At 72.1% G+C, this 18,557-nt stretch carries 14 protein-coding genes; 5 read left to right on the top strand and 9 right to left on the bottom strand.

What is annotated here, in order from left to right; all coding sequences use genetic code 11:
- Positions 1-119: 119 nt before the first annotated feature.
- Positions 120-1,274: an alpha/beta hydrolase family protein gene (locus tag HG543_RS37835; protein ID WP_169349789.1), complete on the bottom strand. Its 1,155-nt coding sequence runs from the start codon at positions 1,272-1,274 to the stop codon at positions 120-122.
- 227 nt (positions 1,275-1,501) lie between these two features.
- On the opposite strand from HG543_RS37835, the gene HG543_RS37830 reads away from it, so the two are divergent.
- The gene (locus HG543_RS37830) at positions 1,502-2,749 is read left to right on the top strand and encodes a serine/threonine-protein kinase (RefSeq protein ID WP_171818585.1); all 1,248 of its coding nucleotides are present in this window, start codon (positions 1,502-1,504) and stop codon (positions 2,747-2,749) included.
- 4 nt (positions 2,750-2,753) lie between these two features.
- Here HG543_RS37830 and HG543_RS37825 read toward each other — a convergent pair whose 3' ends face one another.
- Together HG543_RS37825 and HG543_RS37820 are read right to left on the bottom strand one after the other, a co-directional pair.
- Positions 2,754-3,731 (bottom strand): TFIIB-type zinc ribbon-containing protein, encoded by a 978-nt coding sequence (locus tag HG543_RS37825; protein WP_169349788.1) that lies wholly within the window; start codon positions 3,729-3,731, stop codon positions 2,754-2,756.
- On the bottom strand, positions 3,728-4,681 hold the full coding sequence (locus tag HG543_RS37820; protein WP_171818584.1) for a TFIIB-type zinc ribbon-containing protein: 954 nt from the start codon (positions 4,679-4,681) through the stop codon (positions 3,728-3,730). The genes HG543_RS37825 and HG543_RS37820 overlap by 4 nt, the downstream gene beginning before the upstream one ends.
- 557 nt (positions 4,682-5,238) lie before the next feature.
- Here HG543_RS37820 and HG543_RS37815 point away from each other — a divergent pair.
- The 4 genes from HG543_RS37815 to HG543_RS37800 all read left to right on the top strand — a co-directional run bounded on the left by HG543_RS37815 (position 5,239) and on the right by HG543_RS37800 (position 11,550).
- Complete coding sequence (locus HG543_RS37815) at positions 5,239-7,614, top strand: RCC1 domain-containing protein (protein ID WP_169349787.1); 2,376 nt, start codon at positions 5,239-5,241, stop codon at positions 7,612-7,614.
- A gap of 154 nt (positions 7,615-7,768) precedes the next feature.
- Positions 7,769-10,111 carry an RCC1 domain-containing protein gene (locus tag HG543_RS37810; protein ID WP_169349786.1) on the top strand — a complete coding sequence of 781 codons (2,343 nt, stop codon included), beginning with the start codon at positions 7,769-7,771 and terminating at the stop codon, positions 10,109-10,111.
- 112 nt (positions 10,112-10,223) lie between these two features.
- Positions 10,224-10,532: a hypothetical protein gene (locus tag HG543_RS37805; protein WP_171818441.1), complete on the top strand. Its 309-nt coding sequence runs from the start codon at positions 10,224-10,226 to the stop codon at positions 10,530-10,532.
- Positions 10,533-10,866: 334 nt separating this feature from the next.
- Complete coding sequence (locus tag HG543_RS37800; protein WP_169349785.1) at positions 10,867-11,550, top strand: hypothetical protein; 684 nt, start codon at positions 10,867-10,869, stop codon at positions 11,548-11,550.
- Between the two features lie 28 nt (positions 11,551-11,578).
- Here the strand turns inward: HG543_RS37800 and HG543_RS37795 are convergent, their stop codons facing one another.
- From HG543_RS37795 to HG543_RS54725, 6 genes are all read right to left on the bottom strand, one after another.
- Positions 11,579-14,278, bottom strand: coding sequence for a carboxypeptidase-like regulatory domain-containing protein (locus HG543_RS37795; protein ID WP_169349784.1), 2,700 nt, complete (start codon positions 14,276-14,278; stop codon positions 11,579-11,581).
- A gap of 3 nt (positions 14,279-14,281) precedes the next feature.
- Positions 14,282-15,469: a hypothetical protein gene (locus tag HG543_RS37790; protein WP_169349783.1), complete on the bottom strand. Its 1,188-nt coding sequence runs from the start codon at positions 15,467-15,469 to the stop codon at positions 14,282-14,284.
- Positions 15,466-16,215, bottom strand: a complete 750-nt coding sequence (locus tag HG543_RS37785) for an ABC transporter ATP-binding protein (protein ID WP_169349782.1) — start codon at positions 16,213-16,215, stop codon at positions 15,466-15,468. Before HG543_RS37785 ends, HG543_RS37790 begins: the two co-directional genes overlap by 4 nt.
- On the bottom strand, positions 16,215-17,516 hold the full coding sequence (locus HG543_RS54730) for a DCC1-like thiol-disulfide oxidoreductase family protein (protein WP_211194420.1): 1,302 nt from the start codon (positions 17,514-17,516) through the stop codon (positions 16,215-16,217). Before HG543_RS54730 ends, HG543_RS37785 begins: the two co-directional genes overlap by 1 nt.
- The gene (locus HG543_RS37775) at positions 17,513-18,229 is read right to left on the bottom strand and encodes a DUF5819 family protein (RefSeq protein WP_169349781.1); all 717 of its coding nucleotides are present in this window, start codon (positions 18,227-18,229) and stop codon (positions 17,513-17,515) included. Before HG543_RS37775 ends, HG543_RS54730 begins: the two co-directional genes overlap by 4 nt.
- An 88-nt stretch (positions 18,230-18,317) precedes the next feature.
- A partial coding sequence (locus HG543_RS54725) for a hypothetical protein (RefSeq protein WP_211194419.1) occupies positions 18,318-18,557 on the bottom strand: 240 nt, incomplete at its 5' end.

The following is an 18,557-nucleotide window of genomic DNA, read 5'->3' as shown; positions in this document are numbered from 1 at the left end:
CCGAGTACCGCCGGCGACGCTTGCTCCCCTCGGCCCCCTCCGGGGCTCCCTCTTGGCTCTTCTTCTCCATCGTCAGACTCGCTTTCTAGCCGAACGAGCCTGTCCGACTCTTCAGGGGGCTACACCACCAGGGTCCACGGCTCGTAGTGCTTCGGCACGCCATACGGCGGGTAGCGCGTGGCCACGTCCTGGCCCGGGTAGCGCAGCAGCGGCCACAGGTGCGCCTGCGGGTAGCCCGGGCCCCCGAGCTGCGTGGCCCGCTGGTAGTAGAGGGGCGCCGACGCCTCCAGTGCCTGGTCGGAGTGGACGAACTCCGGGGCCGCGACGAAGCTGATGAAGCCGAACAGCTCCGCGTCGGAGACGTCCGGAGCGGGGATGTCGTCACAGCTCCAGTAGAAGCCGTAGAACTCCCAGAAGCCGAAGGGCAGCTCGACGACGGCGAACTCCAAAGCCCGGTCCGCGCCCAGCACGTCGAAGGTGAAGCCCTGCTCCGCGAGCGCCTCCACGAAGGGCCGCAGCGCCTCGCGCCGGGTGAGGGCGGCCCGCTGCACCGCCTCCAGCTTCTCGCGGCAGGCCGCGTCGCCCGCCTGCGTGCGGAGGAAGCGCGCATGGCGCTCGTCGGTGAGACCGCGGGCATGGTGCGCCGAGTAGGGCACGGTGGCGACGACGTCTCCCGGGAAGAAGAAGCGGTGGGTCAGCGCGGCCGTGCCGCCCTTGAAGACGCCGGTGGACAGCCAGCGGCCCCGGTACAGGGGCTTGAAGGCCTCGGCGACGCGGTGGGCATCCGCCGCAGCCTGCCACACCGTCAGCTTGCTCCAGTCCAGCGACTCCGGCCGCGAGGTGCCGAAGAAGCGGTGCTCCACCGCCAGTTGGTTGCCCTGGAGCAGGTCGGCGGGCTCGCTGGGGACGGGCTCGGCGAAGAGCTCGGCGCCCTCCGTGTCCAGCACCATGGGCGCCGACGTCGAGCGGTGCATCAGCGACAGGCGCTGCTGGAAGCGCGCCCCCGCCGGGTGGCGGTGGTCCACCGGCTGCTCGTAGTCGAGGATGAAGAAGCGGAACCCGTTCTCCTCCGTGTCACTCAGGATGGTGAGGCCGGGGATGGACTCGAGCCGGACGCGGATGTCCACGGCCTCCGCCGTCCCGGACGCCAGGGGGGAGGCGTCCGTCGAGAGCTCCGCGCCCTCCGCGGGCGCGCCCCCGCAGGCCATCAGCCCCACGGTGAGCAGCGCTCCCACCACGTGAAGCCTCCAATCGAACCGTGTACCGCTCCGCATGCATGTCTCCTCTGTGGGGTCAGTGGCCGTCAGGCAGGCCGGCTGCGGGTGTAACTCATGACACCGGAGTACCGCGGGACTCCAGACGGTCAACTGGACGCGGGAGGTCCCCACCCAGGAGGTTCATCGGCATTCATTCTACTTGGGAGGTTCCCTGCGGGGTGCGATTCGTGTTACCTCATGGGTCCATCACCCACCGATTGACTTCACAGGTTGAGAGGCAGGAGATGAGAACGCCCGAGACGACGACCGAAGAGGTTCCTGGAGGCCCGAGCCGGCCGCGCGTGCTGTTCAGCGTGGGAGGCACGGCGTTCGAGTTCGTGCGCAAGCTGGAGGTGCGCTCCACCGGCGAACTGCTGATGCTGGCGCGGCGGCGCTACCGGGGCGGCCTCGGCGGCCCGGTGGTGGTGAAGCGGCTGAGCAACCCGGCCACCTTCGTGGAGCGCCGGCGCCTGATTGAAGAGGTGGAGCTGACGTTCCGGCTCAACCACCCCGGCATCGCCAAGGTGCACCACCTGAAGCTGTACCGGGGCGCTCCGCACCTGGTGATGGAGTACGTGGAGGGGCGCTCGCTCGACACGGTGCTGAACCTGGCGGCCATGCGGCGCCAGCCGATGTCCCCGGCCTTCGCCGCGTACGTGGCGGCGGAGGTGGCGGAGGCGCTGCACCACGCGCACGTCCTGACGGACGACCTGAACCGGCCGCTGCACATCGTCCACCGGGACGTGAGCCCGCGAAACATCCGGGTGGGCGTGCACGGCGAGGTGAAGCTGACGAACTTCACGGCGGCGATGTCCTCGCTGACGGGGCGCGAGGTGACGAGCCGCCCGCTGGTGAAGGGCGACATCGCCTACGCGTCACCGGAGGCGCTGCGACGGGTGGCGGTGGACGCACGCTCGGACCTGTTCTCGCTGGGGCTGGTGCTGCTGGAGGTGCTGGCGGGCCGGCACCCGCTGATGGTGGCGGACACGGAGCCGGTGCCGCCGCTCACGAACGCGGACGGCACGGAGGCGCCGCCGCTGGAGTCCCAGGGGCCGACGTGGATGCCGGTGAACGAGGTGGCGGCGAGGATGGTGCGGCTGGCGCCCCAGGACGTGGAGCTGCTCGCGACGGGCGTGCCGGCGGAGCTGGTCGTTCTGGTGATACGGGCGCTGCGGCAGGACCCGGCGCAGCGGTTCTCCTCGGGAGCGGAGATGGCGGGCGCGCTGCGGGCGTGGCTGCGTGCCCACGCGCCGGGCTACGGGCGACACGAGGCGGCGGAGGAGCTGGCCCAGGCCGCCGCGGCGGCGACGAGCCGGCGCAATCAGGCGGAGCTGCTCGAAGGCGGCCTGCACCCGGCGGAGCTGACGGCCGAGGAGGCCGCGGTGGCGCTGGAGCCCGAGGAACCGGCGCGGGAGCCCGTGGCGGAGGCACGAACGTCCGAGCGTCCGGCGGAGCAGCCCCCGCCGGGCGAGCCCGAGGACTCCGAGCCCTGATTCCTCACGAGCCCAGCACCCCGGTGGCCAGCAGCGCCACGAGCACGAGGAGGAGCACCCCTGCCACCACCGCCGCCACGCGCCACTTGGAGATGGGCGCCTCGCCGAAGACGGCGCCGGCCTCCTGCCCGTGCACCAGCACGCGATACGCCTTGTCGCGGTAGCGGTACGCGAGCACGTACACGGGCAGCGCGAGCCGCGTGGTGTACAGGCTGGAGAGGGCCACGGCGACATGGACGTTCCGGAAGCGGCGCCCCGGAATGACGCCCTGCTGGAGCCGCTCGCGCGACAGCCGCTCCACCGTCTCCAGCACCGTGCGCCGCGCCCCCGAGCGCGTCGCCTCGAAGCGCTCGATGTTGGCGCCCTCGGGCCCTCGCGGCTCACGCTCCTCCGTGTCCCGCCGGTAGTGCGGGGCCAGCGCCTCGCACTCCTTCACCTTCAGCCCGCGCGAGGCCGGCACGATGATGTCGTCGAAGTCGAAGCGCGTGCGCCCCGCGTGCGGCGCCCAGTCCGAGCGCCTTGCCCCCGCGTCCGAGTCCGCCGTCCAGCTCACGTCCACGCCCGCGCGGAAGCTCCACGCCGGCCACCACAGCGGGCGCATCGACTCGACCGAGGCCTCCCGCGCCAGCCCCGACGGACGGAAGAAGCCGCCCTTCCCCAGGAAGCCCATCAGCGCCGCGCGTGCCGCCTCCGGGTCCACGGTGAAGGGCAGGTAGGCCTGCGCCTGCTCCACCGGGTCCACCGTCGTCTCCACCCGCGTCACCGAGCCGCAGTAGTCGCACCTCGGCGCCTTCGCCTCGACGGAGTACTCCACCGACGCGCCGCAGTTCTCGCAGCGCACCACCTTCGCCGTCTCGCGCTCCACCGTGCCGTGCGCCCGCGGAGGCGTCATCAACCCGCAGATGGGGCAGCGCAGGTCCTCCGCCTCCAAGGCGCTCGCGCACCGGCGGCACGGCGCCACTTCCGGCGTGGCCGTGCTCATCGCCCACCTCCCGAGGCCAGCAGGTACCCCACCGCCACCAGCAGGAGCAGCGCGAGCACGGCGGCGGTCACCTTCCACGGGGACAGGGGCGCCTTGCCCACCACCTCGCCTGTCTGTCCATTGACGAGCACCCGCAGCGGCGGGGCGTCTTCCGCGTAGCGCACGGCGAGCACCCAGACGGGCAGGAGGCACACGTCCAGCGCCTCCCATTCCAGACGTGACTGGTGTTCCAAGTCAGTGTGCGAGTCGCCGGGCATGAATTGCGCCAGCTTCCCACCCACGCGCTCCACGGCCTCCTTGCGCGCCAGCTCCAGGCACTGCTCGTGGGTGAGGGACGGCTCCTCGGCCACCCAGCCGGAGATGAGCGCCGGCGTGTACCGGGCCAGCCCGCGCAGGTCGAAGGGCTCCAGCGCTTCCAGCTCCTCGTTGCGCAGGCCCGTGGACGCGGTGACGAGCACGTCCGCCACGTACCCGGACAGCTCGCCGTTCAAGGGGCGCCACTCGGTGCGCGTCACCGTGCGGGTGCGCGTCACCGTCTTGCCGTTCTCCGTCGTCGTGTACGTCTCCTGCTCCTGGTAGTTCTCGCCGATGGACGCACGGAAGCGCGAGTGGGCCAGGACGCTGTAGAGGTACGCGGGCACGTAGACGCCGCGCACCTCCCCGGGCCGGGCGGTGCGGATGCCGGTGCGCGTGAAGCGGCTGCGCGTCTTCAACCAGTAAGCCACGTGCTCGCGGGCGGCCACGTGGGTGACGGTGAAGCCCAGCGCGAAGGTGGGCTCGGGCACGCCCGGCACGGGAGGGCGCTCCAGCACGGAAGGCGCGGCGCAGTACGGGCACCGCATCGTCCGCATCGAGGGCTCCACCACCAGCCGCGCGCCACAGTTGGAGCAGCCCAGGTGGAGCAGCGGCCCCGTGATGGTGGATGTCGTCTCCTCGGACTGCTCTTGCATCGGCGTTCCCCCGTGCGGGCCTCGACCCGCGCCGAGTCTACCCCAGCCCCCTCCACACGCCCGCCTGGAGAGCGGCCCAGGGGACGATGCCCGCCCAAAGACTGGCACCTCGCCACCCAGACAGAAGACACCAGCAACCCAGAAACAGGTGCCAAGCACCTACCGGAAGGACCAGGCGACACGTCGCCCGCACTTGCAAAGACAGCCAATTTGAATGTAAAGTAAAACAATCTTCAGCAGCATGTACCCGCCTCACATTCCGGGCCCGGGCCGACTGCTTCATGACGAGGGGGACATCCACATTCCAGCACTCGATACCAGCCGGCCACGCCTCACTCCGTAGGGAGGCGAAGGGCCGGACTGGGTCCGAAGTCACCGGACCGCCTCCGCGGTAACGGGAGACGTGTCCCTGAGCAGCCGATGAAGCCCCCTGCCGCGAACCGCGGTGTGGGAGGCGTGTCTTTTCCGGACCGCCCGCCGGTCCGTCACGGGAGTCGTGTGCCCGCCGCAAGGGATTGAGCACACCGCCGCACCGCAATGTCACACAAGGAGAAACCATGAAGAAGCCATCAGGCAGTTCCGTCCGTTTCCGGGGAGTGCTCGGGGCCGTGCTCACGCTGCTGTCCGCGCCGTGGATGGGAATGGGCTGCGGCGAATCGAAGCCCGCGGAGCCGCCCGTCGTGGAGGAACAGGGGCAGACCGCCGAGGCCCGCTTCCGCATCAACATCGACGAGGCCACGGCCGAGTCCCGGCCCGGCGGCGTGTCCGCCCAGGCGTTCCGGGCCCAGGACGTGGTCCGCATCGTCGTGGACGTCTACGAGCAGGGACAGGGCCAGACGCCGCTCTTCATCAACTTCGAGCTCACCCAGACGCCCAACACCACCCAGTGGACCGGCACCCTCCCCTTCCTGCCTCGCGGCAAGGTGCTGACCTTCTTCGCCCGGGCCCACGGTGCCCAGAGCACCACGCTGCCGCTGTTCAGCGGCAGCACGGACCAGGAGCTCACCGCGGACTTCTCCGACGTCGCCATCCGCCTGGCCCCCAGCAATGACGGCGCGGAAATCGCGCTGCCGCGCGTCAAGCGCATCAGCATCCCCAGCACCTTCACCTCCGGGCAGCCTGGCAACATCAGCTTCCTCGTCGAGGCGAACACCGGCGAGCGCCTCACCTACGCCATCAGCACGGCCCCGGCGAGCGGCGGCGGCGCCTTCTTCCCCGTCAACGGCGGCATCACCCTGCTGGCCACCAGCGGCACCTTCGTCAGCCAGTACGTGCCGGGCGCCGTGTCCACGCAGTCCGAGTTCGTCCACACGGTGAAGGTGACCAACGAGGCCGGACACTCCGTCACCACCACCTTCAAGACGAAGGTGAAGCCGGGCGGGACGACCCCGGGCGTCAACAACACCGACGTCACGGTGCTCTTCAACCCGGTCATCAACGGCCTGGACGGCAACCGGCTGGTGGGCACGGGCAACGTCACCTTCACGGCGACCGTGGCGGATGACGGCCCGGCCGACGCGCTCACCTACGCGTGGGGCTTCACGCCCGCGGAGGCCCAGGACCCGGCGCCCATCCTCACCGCGCAGACCAACCCCACCGTGCTCCAGAACTACACGACGAGCGTGCGCGGCCTGCTGACCCTGGCGGTGACGGACGGCAACGGCGGCACCACCACGCTGGAGTACACGCTGACGCCGGACCAGTTCCCGGATGACCCCACGGTCGCCAGCCCCCTCACCGGCATCCACACCATCCGCGCGGGTGAAAACCACACGTGCGCCCTCTTCAACAACGGCACGCTGCGCTGCTGGGGCCGCAACCACCTGGGCCAGCTCGGCTACGGCAACACGCTCCCCGTGGGCACCACCTCCACCAACCTGCCCTACATGGCGGGAGACGTGGCGATGCTGAACCCGGGCACGAGGCTCGCCACGGGCGGCAACCACACCTGCGCGCTGCTGGACAACGGCCTGGTGCGCTGCTGGGGCAACAACCAGTTCGGCCAGCTCGGCTACAACACCACCCAGCACCTGGGTGATGGCGAGCCCATCGCCAGCTTCGGCTACGTCAACCTGGGCGGCAACGCGGTGAAGCTCTCCGCGGGCCATGAGCACACCTGTGCCCTGATGGACACGCAGAAGGTGCGCTGCTGGGGACGCAACCAGTACGGCCAGCTCGGCTACGGCAACATCAACACCATCGGCGACAACGAGCAGCCCTGGCGCGCGGGCGACGTGGACGTGGGCGCTCCCGTCCAGGACATCGCCGCGGGCGGCTACCACACGTGCGCGCTCCTCACCGACGGCAACGTGCGCTGCTGGGGCTATGGAGATCTCGGCCAGCTCGGCTACGGCAGCTCCGCCAACGTCGGCGACAACGAGAACCCCTCCAGCGTGGGGAACGTGACGGTGGGCGGCCCCGTGCTGCAGCTCTCCGGGGGCACCTACCACACGTGCGCCCTGCTCAACACGGGCCGGGTCCGCTGCTGGGGCTACGGCCATCACGGCCAGCTCGGCTACGGCCTCAGCGGCGCCGGCGCCAGCGTCTACCTGCCCACCAGCGCGGGTGACGTGAACCTGGGTACGCCCACCACCCGGGCGCTCCAGGTGGCCGCGGGTGGCAACCACACCTGCGCGCTGCTGGATACCGGCGGCGTCAAGTGCTGGGGCTACGGCGAGAACGGGCGGCTCGGCTATGGCAACCGCACCTCGCAGTCCGCGCCGCCCGCCACCACCGTGAACCTGGACGGCGCCACCGCCTACCAGCTCACCGCGGGCGATGCCCACACCTGCGCCCTGCTGAGCACGGGCAAGGCCCGCTGCTGGGGCCTGGGCCTCTATGGCCAGCTCGGCCTCGGCGGCACGGTGGACATCGGCGACAACGAGCTGCCCGCCACCGACGTCCAGCTCCTGCCGCCGACGCCCGCGCCGTAGTCCGCTTCACGTCCATGGAGCGGGGGCCCGCCGCCTGGAGGCTCCCGCTCCCCTCTCGCCCGGCCCGGCCTCGCGCCTCCTCCCGTCCCCGCCCGCGTGGGAACGCGGAGGGCGCCCGAGGCCCGTGCCCGTTTCCCGTGAAGGAGTCCCGCCCATGACGCCCACCACATTCCCCGGCCGCCGAAGCTGGCTCGTCGCCATCGCCGCCCTGCTGACCGTCGCCTCGACCACCCCCGGGTGCAGCGGTCCGGGAGAGTCCGAGGAGCCGCTTCCCACCGCCTCCGTCACCCTCGTCATCACGGCGGCGGAGCCCTCGCAGGAGGCCCGGCCCGACCGCCCCTCGGCGATGTCCACGCACCCGGGTGGCGGCGTGTCCGCGCTGGGGTACTCCTTCGCGGACGTCACCAGCATCCGCGTCGACGTGAAGGACGCGGTGACGAACAACGCCTACTTCATCAACTTCGACCTGGTGCCCACCCCCACCGGCTGGTCCGGTCAGCTCCCCTCGCTCCCCCAGAGCCGCTCCCTCACGTTCGTCGCGAGCGCGTACGACGCGGCGGGCACCCTGCTCTTCCGGGGCACCACCACGCAGACGCTCCTCACGGACCGGGAGACGGTGGCCATCACCCTGGCGGCGGACAACGACGGCGCCACCGTCCTCCTGCCGCGCATCTGGCGAATCAGCCTCCCGGGCGACTTCGTGTTCGGCCAGGGTGGCAACATCACCGTCTTCGTGGAGGCCACCAGCAACGCGCCGCTCACCTACTCGCTCACCGCCGCGTCCGGCGGAGGCTCCTTCCTGCCCGCCAGCGGCGGCTTCACCCTGGCGGGCACCTCGGGCGCCTTCGTCGTCCGCTACACGCCGCCCGCCACGCTCGCCAGCACCACGGAGTTCACGCACGTCCTGAGCGTCACCAACCTGGCGGGCCACTCCGTGAGCACCACCTTCCGCACGCGCGTCGTGCCGCCGGAGACGGGCGGCGATTCGCTCGGCACCACCGTGCGCGTGGTCTTCAACCCCACCATCACCCGCCTGGAGGCCAGCCGCGCGCCGGGCACCACCGAGGTCACCTGGAAGGCCGGCGTCGCGGATGACGGCCCCGCCAGCGCGCTCTCCTACGCGTGGAGCTTCACGCCGCTGGGGACCGCCTCCCCCACTCCCGTCTTCACCGCGCAGACCAACCCCACCGTGCTCCTCCACTACGCCACCGGGCTGCAGGGCACGCTGTCGCTGGAGGTGACGGACGGCGACAACGGGAAGACCACCGTGAAGTACGTGCTCGGCCCCAACCAGTTCCCGGACCTGCCGGTGCAGTCCGGCGGAGGCCATGACATCGCCCAGCTTCGCGCGGGGGACGCGCACACCTGCGCGCTCCTCCATGACGGCACCGTGCGCTGCTGGGGCAGCGGCGCCAGCGGGAGGCTGGGGTACGGCAACACGGAGACCGTGGGTGACAACGAGCCGGCCGCGAGCAAGGGCCCCGTCCCCCTGCCAGCCACGGAGAAGGTGGTGCAGCTCGCCCTGGGAAGTGGACACACCTGCGCCCTGCTGAGCAGCGGCTCCGTGCGGTGCTGGGGCCTGAACAACCAGGGCCAGCTCGGCTACGGCCACACGCGCAACATCGGAGACGACGAGGCCGTGGCCAGCGTGGGCCACGTCAACCTGGGTACCCGCGCCGTGCGCATCACCGCCGGGGACTCGCACACCTGCGCCCTGCTCAACACGGGCCGGGTGCGCTGCTGGGGCCATGGCGCCAACGGCCGGCTCGGCTACAGCGGCACGACGAACGTGGGAGATGACGAGGACCCACTGGTGGACGTGCAGGTCGGCGCCCCCGTGCAGGACATCGTCGCGGGCGGCAGCCATACCTGTGCCCTGCTGGTCTCCGGCAAGGCGCGGTGCTGGGGCCAGGGAGGCTCGGGGCAGCTCGGCTACAACAACCTCAATCACATCGGCGACAACGAGCAGCCCTCCTCCGCGGGAGATATCCCCATGTCCGGGAGCGTGCTCCAGCTCGCGGCGGGAGGCAGTCACACCTGCGCCCTGATGGAGACGGGCACCGTGCGCTGCTGGGGACTGGGCAGCTCCGGGCAGGTGGGAGCTGGCTCGACCACGGGCTCGGTGCTCGTGCCGGCCGAGGTGAACCTGGGCGCCGGCCTCAGGGCCCTCCAGGTCTCCACCGGCAACAACCACACCTGCGCGGTGCTGAGCTCGGGCGGCATCAAGTGCTGGGGGCTGAGCACCTCCGGCCAGTGCGGGCTGGGCAACACCGGCTCGCAGACCACGCCCCCCAACAATCCCATCAACCTGGGTGGCCACCTCGCGAGCTTCATCACCTCGGGTGCCAACTACAACTGCGCCCTGCTCTCGAATGGGAAGGGGCTGTGCTGGGGCGTGGGCAGCTCCTACCAGCTCGGCCACACGGGCAACTCGGGCAACGTCGGTGACGACGAGGTCCCCGGGAGCTTCGAGGGCTTCAGCTTCCCGCCTCCGTGACATCCGGCCCGCGCCGCCTGCCTGCCTGCCCTCCAGACGTCACGGCGCGCCAACAGGTCCCATTGCCGCACGCATTCCCAGGCACGACCGTAGAGGAACGGAGGAATCCATCATGGCCGAGCGCGACAACAAGCAGCCAGGCATCCAGGCCCCAGAGGACTACTACGGGAACGCGAAGGGCCCCCGGCACGAGGCCCAGGAGAAAGAAGGCCACGAGCGCACCGGCACGCGCACCCCGGCCCCCGGCGAGGACCGGCACCAGGAAGCGCACCCGCACACCATCGACCCGACCGAGCGCACCCCGGGCGCCATCCTCGACGAGATTCCGGACGGCGACGGCCCGCGCAGCGACGCCGGCACCAACCCGCTGCCCGACGTCTACTGGTCCGCCTATCCGGATCGCAAACCCGGCGAGGAGTAACTCCCGCACCCCAACGGAAGGGCGCTCCAGGTGTCTGCCCCGCCTGGAGCGCCCGGCCGCCCCACGCCGCACGGCCTCCAGTCCCTGCAATCCCTTTCGGATGATCCGCCCCCTCCGGGGCGATGATCTCCCCCTGGACCTCCGGGGTCCTCCCCTCCTCCATGCCGAAAGCCCGCACGCCGTGGCGCCCCGGCCACCCCGCGACGTCGCGTCTTCCAACCGCGACCGACGTGGCCCGTCAGGCCCGTGATTTCAAGCACTCACGCTGTCTCAAGACTGTCAGACCCCCTCTGTACTGTGTGCTCATTCGCCAGCACCCAGGGGGAGCATTTCCATGGCGGAAATCCGTGAACTGCCGCGTGTCTCAGTCAACAAGCTGGGTGAGTACCTCACCGCCTCGCCCGCGCGTCGGAAGCGCATCATCTACGACCAGAAGCACCCTCCGGAGCAGCAGTACCTGCGCTACCCGGAAGCGTCGCACGCGATTACCGACTTCCTGTGCCGGGGCCTGGACCTGTCCATCCTCCGCGAGCACCAGCGCCGCTTCGCGTGCAGCGTGCCCCAGACGGAGTTCGAGGCGCAGCGCCTGCAGCTGTGCTCGGAGGCGCTCGAGCGCTTCGCGGACCTGGTGCCGTGGCTGAACCTGGAGGACACCGTCATCAGCGCGGTGGGCGCCGAGCCGCCCGTGCTGGAGATGGCGGGCGTCACCATCAGCGTGCGTCCGGAGGTGGTGCTCCAGCGCATGGACAAACACGGCAACGCGCGTGTGGGATTGATGAAGCTCTACTTCGCCAAGCACCACCCGCTGGACGAGCGCTCGGGTCAGTACATCGGCACGATGCTGCAGCGCTTCGCGGAGCAGCACCTGTGCCAGCTCGGCCCGTGTGACCACCGGCTCATCCAGGTGGTGGATGTCTTCGCCGGCACCATCTACACCGCGCCCCGCGCCCACATCCGCCGGCTCAGTGACGTGGTGCTCGCGTGCGAGGAAATCGCCGAGCGCTGGTCCGTGCACTGACTCGGCACGCGCGCTTCACGTCCCGGGCTCAGTGGCTCGGGACGGAGGGCAGCCGGTGCTCCACGGGCCGGGGCGTGCCGGTGGCGCCCACCTCCACGGGCTCGCAGGACACCGGGAGCTGGCTCGCCCCGTCGCGCACGCGCTGGACCCAGGCCGGGTCATCCAGGTTGCCGCGCACCGGCACCACGCACAGCGTGTAGGCCCCGGGCACCAGCCGCGTCGCCGTCAGCGGCTGGCCATTCATCAGCAGCAGGATGCGCGTCTGCCCGGCGCCACGGCTCGCCAGCACCGTCTCGAGCTGGCCCAGGGTGGCGGCCCGCAGCGGGCCCGTGCTCAGGTAGACCTGGGCGTACTGGAGGGGCCGCCCGTCCGCTTCGAGCACGCGGATGGGCAGCGACTGCGTCCCCTGCTCCACGCGGATGTCCAGCGGCGCGCCGCGCCCGTCCACCTGCGTCAGCACGCTCTGGAGCAGCTGCCCCGTCGAGCCCTCGCGGAGCGCCGCCGTCACCACGTACTCGCCCTGGGAGAGGCGGTCGAAGCGGTAGCGGCCGTCCGCCTGCGTCACCACCATGAAGCGGCCCGTGCTGCTGCCGCGCGGCGCCGCCACCACCGCCACGTTGCCCGCGGGCTGGCCCTCACTCGTCACCGTCCCCTCCAGGCCCGCGAGCGGCCTCAGCGTCAGCTCCAGCGAGTCCGAGGCCGCCCCCGCCGCCACGGCGAGAGGCAGGGAGCGGCCCAGCGTGGCGTGCTCGGCCATCACCGTCAGCGCCTCCTCGCCGCCTCCCGTGAGGACGAAGCGGCCCGCCTCGTCACTCTGGCCCCGCATGGGCGCGGGCCCCGGCTGGCTGCCATTGCCGAGCAGGTGCGGGCCAGCGAGCACGGACGCCCCGGGGACGGGCGCGCCATTCGCGTCGAGCACCACGCCAGCGAGCCTGCGCCCCGGCTCCAGCACCACGAGGCCCAGGTCCTTGTCCTCGCCCGCTTCCACCCGCACGCCTTCCACGATGCGCGGCGCGGCGCCTCGCGCCAGGACGGTCAACGTGTGGCCGCCGGCCGGCACGTCCGGGAGCACGAAGGTCCCCTGCGTCCCCTGGAACTCCACGGGCGGGGACAGGGAGAGCGCCACCGAGAAGTGCTCGGGCGCCTGGCCGTCCTTCAGCGCCACCCGCCCCCGCACGGTGCCCGGCGTTTCGAGGGTGAGGCGCACGTCCTCCTGCCCCACGTCGGCCACCACGCCCGTCGACAGCCAGAAGGCCGAGGAGCGCACCGAGTGCTGGAGGGAGGCGCGCAGGCGGTAGCGCCCCGGCGCCAGTCCCTGGAGCCGGAAGCGGCCCTGCCCATCGCTCACGTCCGACGCGTACCGGCCGATGCGGGACTCCGCCAGCTCCCACCGCGCCACCCGGTCCTCCGGAATGGCCACCACCTGGGCCCCCGTGACGGGAGCGCCGTCCGAGGCCACGACGGTGCCCGCGATGACGCCCTCCACCTCCAGCCGCAGCGTCACCTCCGCCGCGCCCGAGCCCAGGTCCACGTCCAGGGGCAGCGACGAGGCGCGCTCGCCTCGCGCCTCCACCTTGAAGCGGGCCCGCGGCAGGCCGTTCAGCTCGAAGCGTCCATTCGCGTCCGCGAGGGCCGAGTGCCGCGTGCCGAGCAGCCCGCCCGGCCCCTCCGGACGGGCGTGCACGCGCGCGAAGGGAGCCGGCGCGCCCGAGCGCTCCACCACCTGCCCGGACAGGACGGCGCCCGGCCGCATCACGATGTGGACGGACGGCGGAGAGCGCACGCCGTCGAGCGTCACCGGCTCCGACAGCGAAGGGGCGAAGGCCGCATGGGTCGCCGTGAAGCGGAAGGTGCCCGCGGGCAGCGCCTTCAGGGACCAGGTGCCGTCCGCGCCGGTGAGCACCTGCTCCAGCAGGCCCTCCGACTCGGGCAGCGCGCTGTCCGCGCGGAGCGCGCGCACGCTCGCGCCGGAGACGGGCTGTCCCGCCTCGTCCACGACGCGGCCCGCGACGGGGGCGCCAGCGTGCAGCAGCAGCGTCACCCGGGTGGCGCTTCCCCCCTGGGGCGAGTGGAACACGGTGGCGCGCTCCGGCGCATGCCCCTCCGCCGAGGCCCTCACGACGTGGCGTCCGGCGGCGAGCCCCTGGAGCAGCGCCTTGCCGTCGGCGCCGGTGACGGTGGTGAGGTCCTCGTGTCCCTCGACGTCCACCCGCGCGCCCTCCACGGGGCGGCGCTCCCGCGCGTCCAGCACCGACACCTCCACGGGCACCGAGGGGCGGAGGACCAGGATGACGGGCTCCGTCGTGGGCATCAGCCGGACCTCCACCGGGGCCGCCACCCGCGAGCCCTGCCGGGCCTGCAGCGTGTACATCCGGGGAGGGAGCCGCTCGAAGGAGAAGGTGCCGTTGCGCTCCGTGAGCACGGTGCGGGCGGGCACGGTGCTCAGCGTCACCCGCGCGCCCTCGACGGGCAGCTGCTCGGCGTCGATGACCTGGCCCTCCAGGCGCAGCGCGCCCTCGGGCTCCTCGCCCTCCATGTGGAGGAACGAGGGGGCGCCGTCCCCATGCGGAGCCCCCGGTGCCCGGGCCAGGGGCCGGGCCTCGTCCTGGCGCGCCGACGCCTGCTCCGGCGTGGGAGACGAGACGTGGGCTTCCTCCTGCTGACTCAGCACGAGCCCCGCGAGCGCCGCGGCGAGCACCGCGACGGCGGTCACCAGCTTCCGGTTCATCTCTCAATCCCCCCGCACAGCCACGACGGTTTCGCTCCCGCTCATCGCGAGCGCGACGGCGAGCAGCAACAACTGACACACCACCCGCGCTCCACGCGGGCGGATGAAATAGGTGAAGGGCACGAGGGCCCCCGCCCCGGCCAGGGTCGCGAGCCACGTCCAGCGCCCCCATCCCACCAGGGCGCAGAGGGCCAGCGCGGGCACGAGCGCCGCCAGGCCCCACACGGCCAGCAGCCGCGCGCGGAGCACGGCGCCCCTCGGCGCCAGGCGCAGCCGGTCCGGCATGGAGAGCTCCGGCTCGAGGACGAGTTCCAGCACCGCGCTCACCCCCTGCACCGCCAGCAGCGCGCAGAGCGCCCGGCGCAGCGAGGGCTGGCCGTACCCCACCACCGTCACGGGGACGAGGGCCAGCAGCGCGAGGCCCCATGACGAGCGCCCCACGAGCCGCGCCCAACCTCCGCGCCCCCACGCCGGCTCGGGCGCGGTCCGCGGCGTCTCCGTGCCGCGCAGCATGTCCAGGAAGGCGCGCAGGGCCCGCTCCCAGAGCACCGGCAGCAGCAGGGGCGTCAGCACGAGGAACATCACCAGCGTGGGCGTGCCCAGGTCCAACCGGACCAGCGCGCCGAAGGCCATCATGGACATGAAGGCCAGCCAGCCGGAGAGCGCGGCCAACACCCGCGCCCCGCGCTCCTTCCCCAACCGCTGGCCGAGCAGCGTCGCGAGGGAGACGGAGCCCAGCAGGGCCCACCCCAGCGCGCACACGCCCGCCACCACCATGCTGGCGGCCACCGCCGGTGCCACCCGCGACGCCAGCAGCGCGAAGGGCAGCCCCACGAGTGTCACCGGACAGAGCGCGGCGAGCAGCGTGGGCGCGAGCGCGACGCGCAGCGCGGACCGCTCCCCCATGGGGGACAGCGACAGCAGCCACAGCCCTCGAGGCCTCGCCACCAGTCGCGAGAGGCCCACACCCGCGGCGCCGGTCGCCAGCAGCAGGTTGAAGCCCATGAAGCCCGCCACCACGCCCACCTCCAGCGGGCGCGGCGAGGGCGGCGCGATGAAGAGGACGAGCACGGACAGCCCCACCCCGAGCGCCAGGACGAGCAGGACGAGCAGCCACCGCGCCCAGCGCCAGGGAAGGAGCTGGCGCAGCGCGTGACGCGTCTCCCAGGTGGCGGCGGCAACCCAGCTCATGCGCTCTCGTCCCGGACCGCGTGCGGCCCCTCGGCTCCACGGACGCGCTGGAAGACCTCCCCCGTGCCGCCCCGCCGCGCCACCTCCGCGCGGTCGAGCAGCTCCACCACCCGGCCCTGGTGCAGCACCGCGAGCCGGTCCACCAGCGCGTCGAACACCTCGGGCTGGTGCTGGCTCAGCAGGATGCAGTCTCCCGCCGAGGCCCGGGCGCGCAGCAGCTCCCGCAGCCAGAGCGCCGCGCCCATGTCGAGCCCGTTGAAGGGCTCATCCAGCACCAGCACGGAGGGCCGGTGCAGCAGCGCGCAGCAGATGGCGACCTTCTGCCGCATGCCGCGCGAGTAGCCCTCCACCCAGGCGTTGCGCTCCTCCCACAGCCCCGTCTCGCGCAGCAGCGCCTCCGCGCGGGGGCGCGCCTCCGCGGCGGGGACACCCCACAGCACGGCGAACTGGTTGAGGTTCTCCAGCGCGCTCAGCCGGGGGTAGAGCAGCGGCTCGTCCGGGACGAAGCCCAGCCGGCGGCTGGCCTCGCTCCGGTTCGCCACCACGTCGACGCCGCCCACCCGCACCTGCCCCACGCGCGGCTTCAGCAGGCCGGCGATGAGGCGGAAGAGCGTGGTCTTCCCCGCGCCATTCACGCCGAGCACGCCCAGCACCTCGCCGGGGCGCGCCTCCAGCGAGAGCTGGTCCAGCACGTCGGGACCGCGTCCATGACGGAAGGACAGGCCGCTCAGCTCCACCCCGGACATCAGCGCTCCTCCGCCGCGGCCCGGGCGGGCACCGCGCAAGCGCCCTCACCGCACGCCCGCGCGTCCGGGACGATGAGCCGGCGCGAGGCGAGGAAGTCGTACAGCCGCTGTCCCTGGCCGGACGCCCGGGCCAGCCACAGCAGGGGCAGCAGGGGCCAGAGGGAGAGCATCCGCAGGGCGAGCGCCTCCACCGCGTCGAAGCCCGCGAAGACACGCCCACTTCGTGGCTCCACCAGATGCATGCGCAGCTCCAGTGCCTCCGCGCTCAACCCCAGCCGCCGGAAGCGGTCGTCTTCACGGAACGAGACGACCTCCAGCCTGCCACGCCAGTCCAGCCGCCGCAGCGTCTCCCCCGTGAGCCGGCAGTACGAACAGAAGCCGTCGATGAAGAGCACCGCCGTGGGCTCCGGGACGCGCAGCCGCTCCCTCACCTCCGAGCGCAAGCGCTCCCACCCGCCCGCCAGCCACGTGTATTCCTTGTCAGTCACCAGGAACAATTCCAGCCCCATCATCGCCAGCGAGAAGCAGATGAGGCCCATGAAGCCGGCGATGCCCACGTGTAGGAAGAGGCCGAAGGCCAGGAAGGGCAGCCGCAGCCGCGTCAGCACGGCGACGGGAAACCACAGCTGGTAGAAGAGCGTCGTGTAGCTCGCGAGCGTCGTCAGGTAGGGGTTGTGGAAGAGCTGGCGCATCGCCGGATGGGAGAACCACTCCACCTGGCTGACGAGGTACAGGGCGGTGCCGTTGCTCCACTTGTCGCCCGTGGCCTTGAGGAAGCCCGAGGTGAGGTAGAGCACGCCAATCTGGAGCCCGATGGCGAGCATGGCGATGTTGTGGAGCCAGACCTCCAGCGAGCCGCGCTTGGGGACCTTGTGGGCCGGCAGCGCGAACAGCATGTACGTCAGCACCAGGCGGGCCACGTTGTCGCCCCCGTCGCCCAGCTCCGGCAGCCGCGACGCGAGCATCAGCGAGGACAGGAGCGCGACGGCCGTCGCGATGCGAGTGGACCAGCCGAAGATGAGGCAGATGGCCGCGCCGCCCAGCAGCAGCACCAGCGCCATGGGGCCCACATCCACGGTGTAGACGCGGTCCGCGAGCCGCGCCACCGGCGCGCTCAGGAAGTCGATGCTGGAGCCCTCGCCAATGCCTCGCGGGCCCCAGAGGTAGGACGCGAAGCGGCCTTCCGTGCTGGCCCGGAACAGCAGCATGAATCCCAGACACACCTGCAGCGCCCGCAGGCCCCGCCGCTGGTGCGGCTCGAGCGCGAGCCAGTCCCATGCCTGTCGAAGCAACGTCTTCATGTGCCCTCCGCCTCGTAGAAGCCGGGAAGCGAGACCGTCTCGTCGAGCTTGTAGAGGCCCAGCTCGAAGTCCTGCAGCTTGGGTTGTCCGTCCGCCCGGGCCGACCAGGGCACCGCGCCGCGCTCGCGGAAGCGGAGGGCGACGGCGCTGAAGGTGGCGTTGGGGAAGGCCTCGCGGCAGAAGGCGGAGCCGATGCGGCGGAACATCCGCGCGGCCTGCTCGCGGCGGGGCTTGAGGGCGGTGTCGCGCACCTTGCACGCCTCGGCGTCGCCCTTCGCGCAGGCGTCGTGGAAGGGATACAGGTCCGGCCCGCCGTTGAGATAGGTGCGCAGCGAGTTCTGCAGCGGGCGCACCAGCCGCTCGTACGAGGAGAGGCGATGCCGCTGGGCCTGCTTGAAGTGCGCGGAGGAGACGTCCTCCCAGCCTTCCGTGGGCAGGGGCTGGCTCGGGTCCGCGGGCACCTCGTCCGCCTTCAGGCAGCGCACGAGGAGCTCCTGCGTGGTCTGCACCGGCGTGGGCGCGAACAGGCTCCAGTTCTGCGGGAAATAGGCGCCGATGGTGAGGTTCGCGAGGAAGCCCAGCTCCATCTTCACCGGGTTGAGAGGGAACACGTACAACAGCGTCAGCGCGAAGTGGGCGACGAGTCCCGCGAGCGTGAAGACACGCACGGCGAGCCCCACGCCACGAGCGGAACGGGCGAGCAGACGGAGCATGGCGGACCTGCCTGGGAGAAGGGACCGGCCCCCGTGAGAGCGGGCCGGTCCCCGGGTTCATGGAAGCGGGAGCCTCAGTCCAGCGCGGTCAGCGGAGCGATGGAGCCGGTCGGCGCCGGCGCGACGCCCACCAGGTAGTTGTACGCCTGCGTTCCGGCGTAGTACGCGCCGCCGGACACCGCGCCGGACACGCCGCCGACCACCGCGCGTCCGGGACGATGAGCCGGCGCGAGGCGAGGAAGTCGTACAGCCGCTGTCCCTGGCCGGACGCCCGGGCCAGCCACAGCAGGGGCAGCAGGGGCCAGAGGGAGAGCATCCGCAGGGCGAG

Origin of the sequence: Pyxidicoccus fallax, assembly GCF_012933655.1 — a bacterium.
In the GTDB taxonomy this organism is placed as follows: Bacteria; Myxococcota; Myxococcia; order Myxococcales; family Myxococcaceae; genus Myxococcus; species Myxococcus fallax.
Note: the sequence above shows the minus strand (reverse complement) of the source record. Positions and strands in the feature narration are given on the sequence as shown.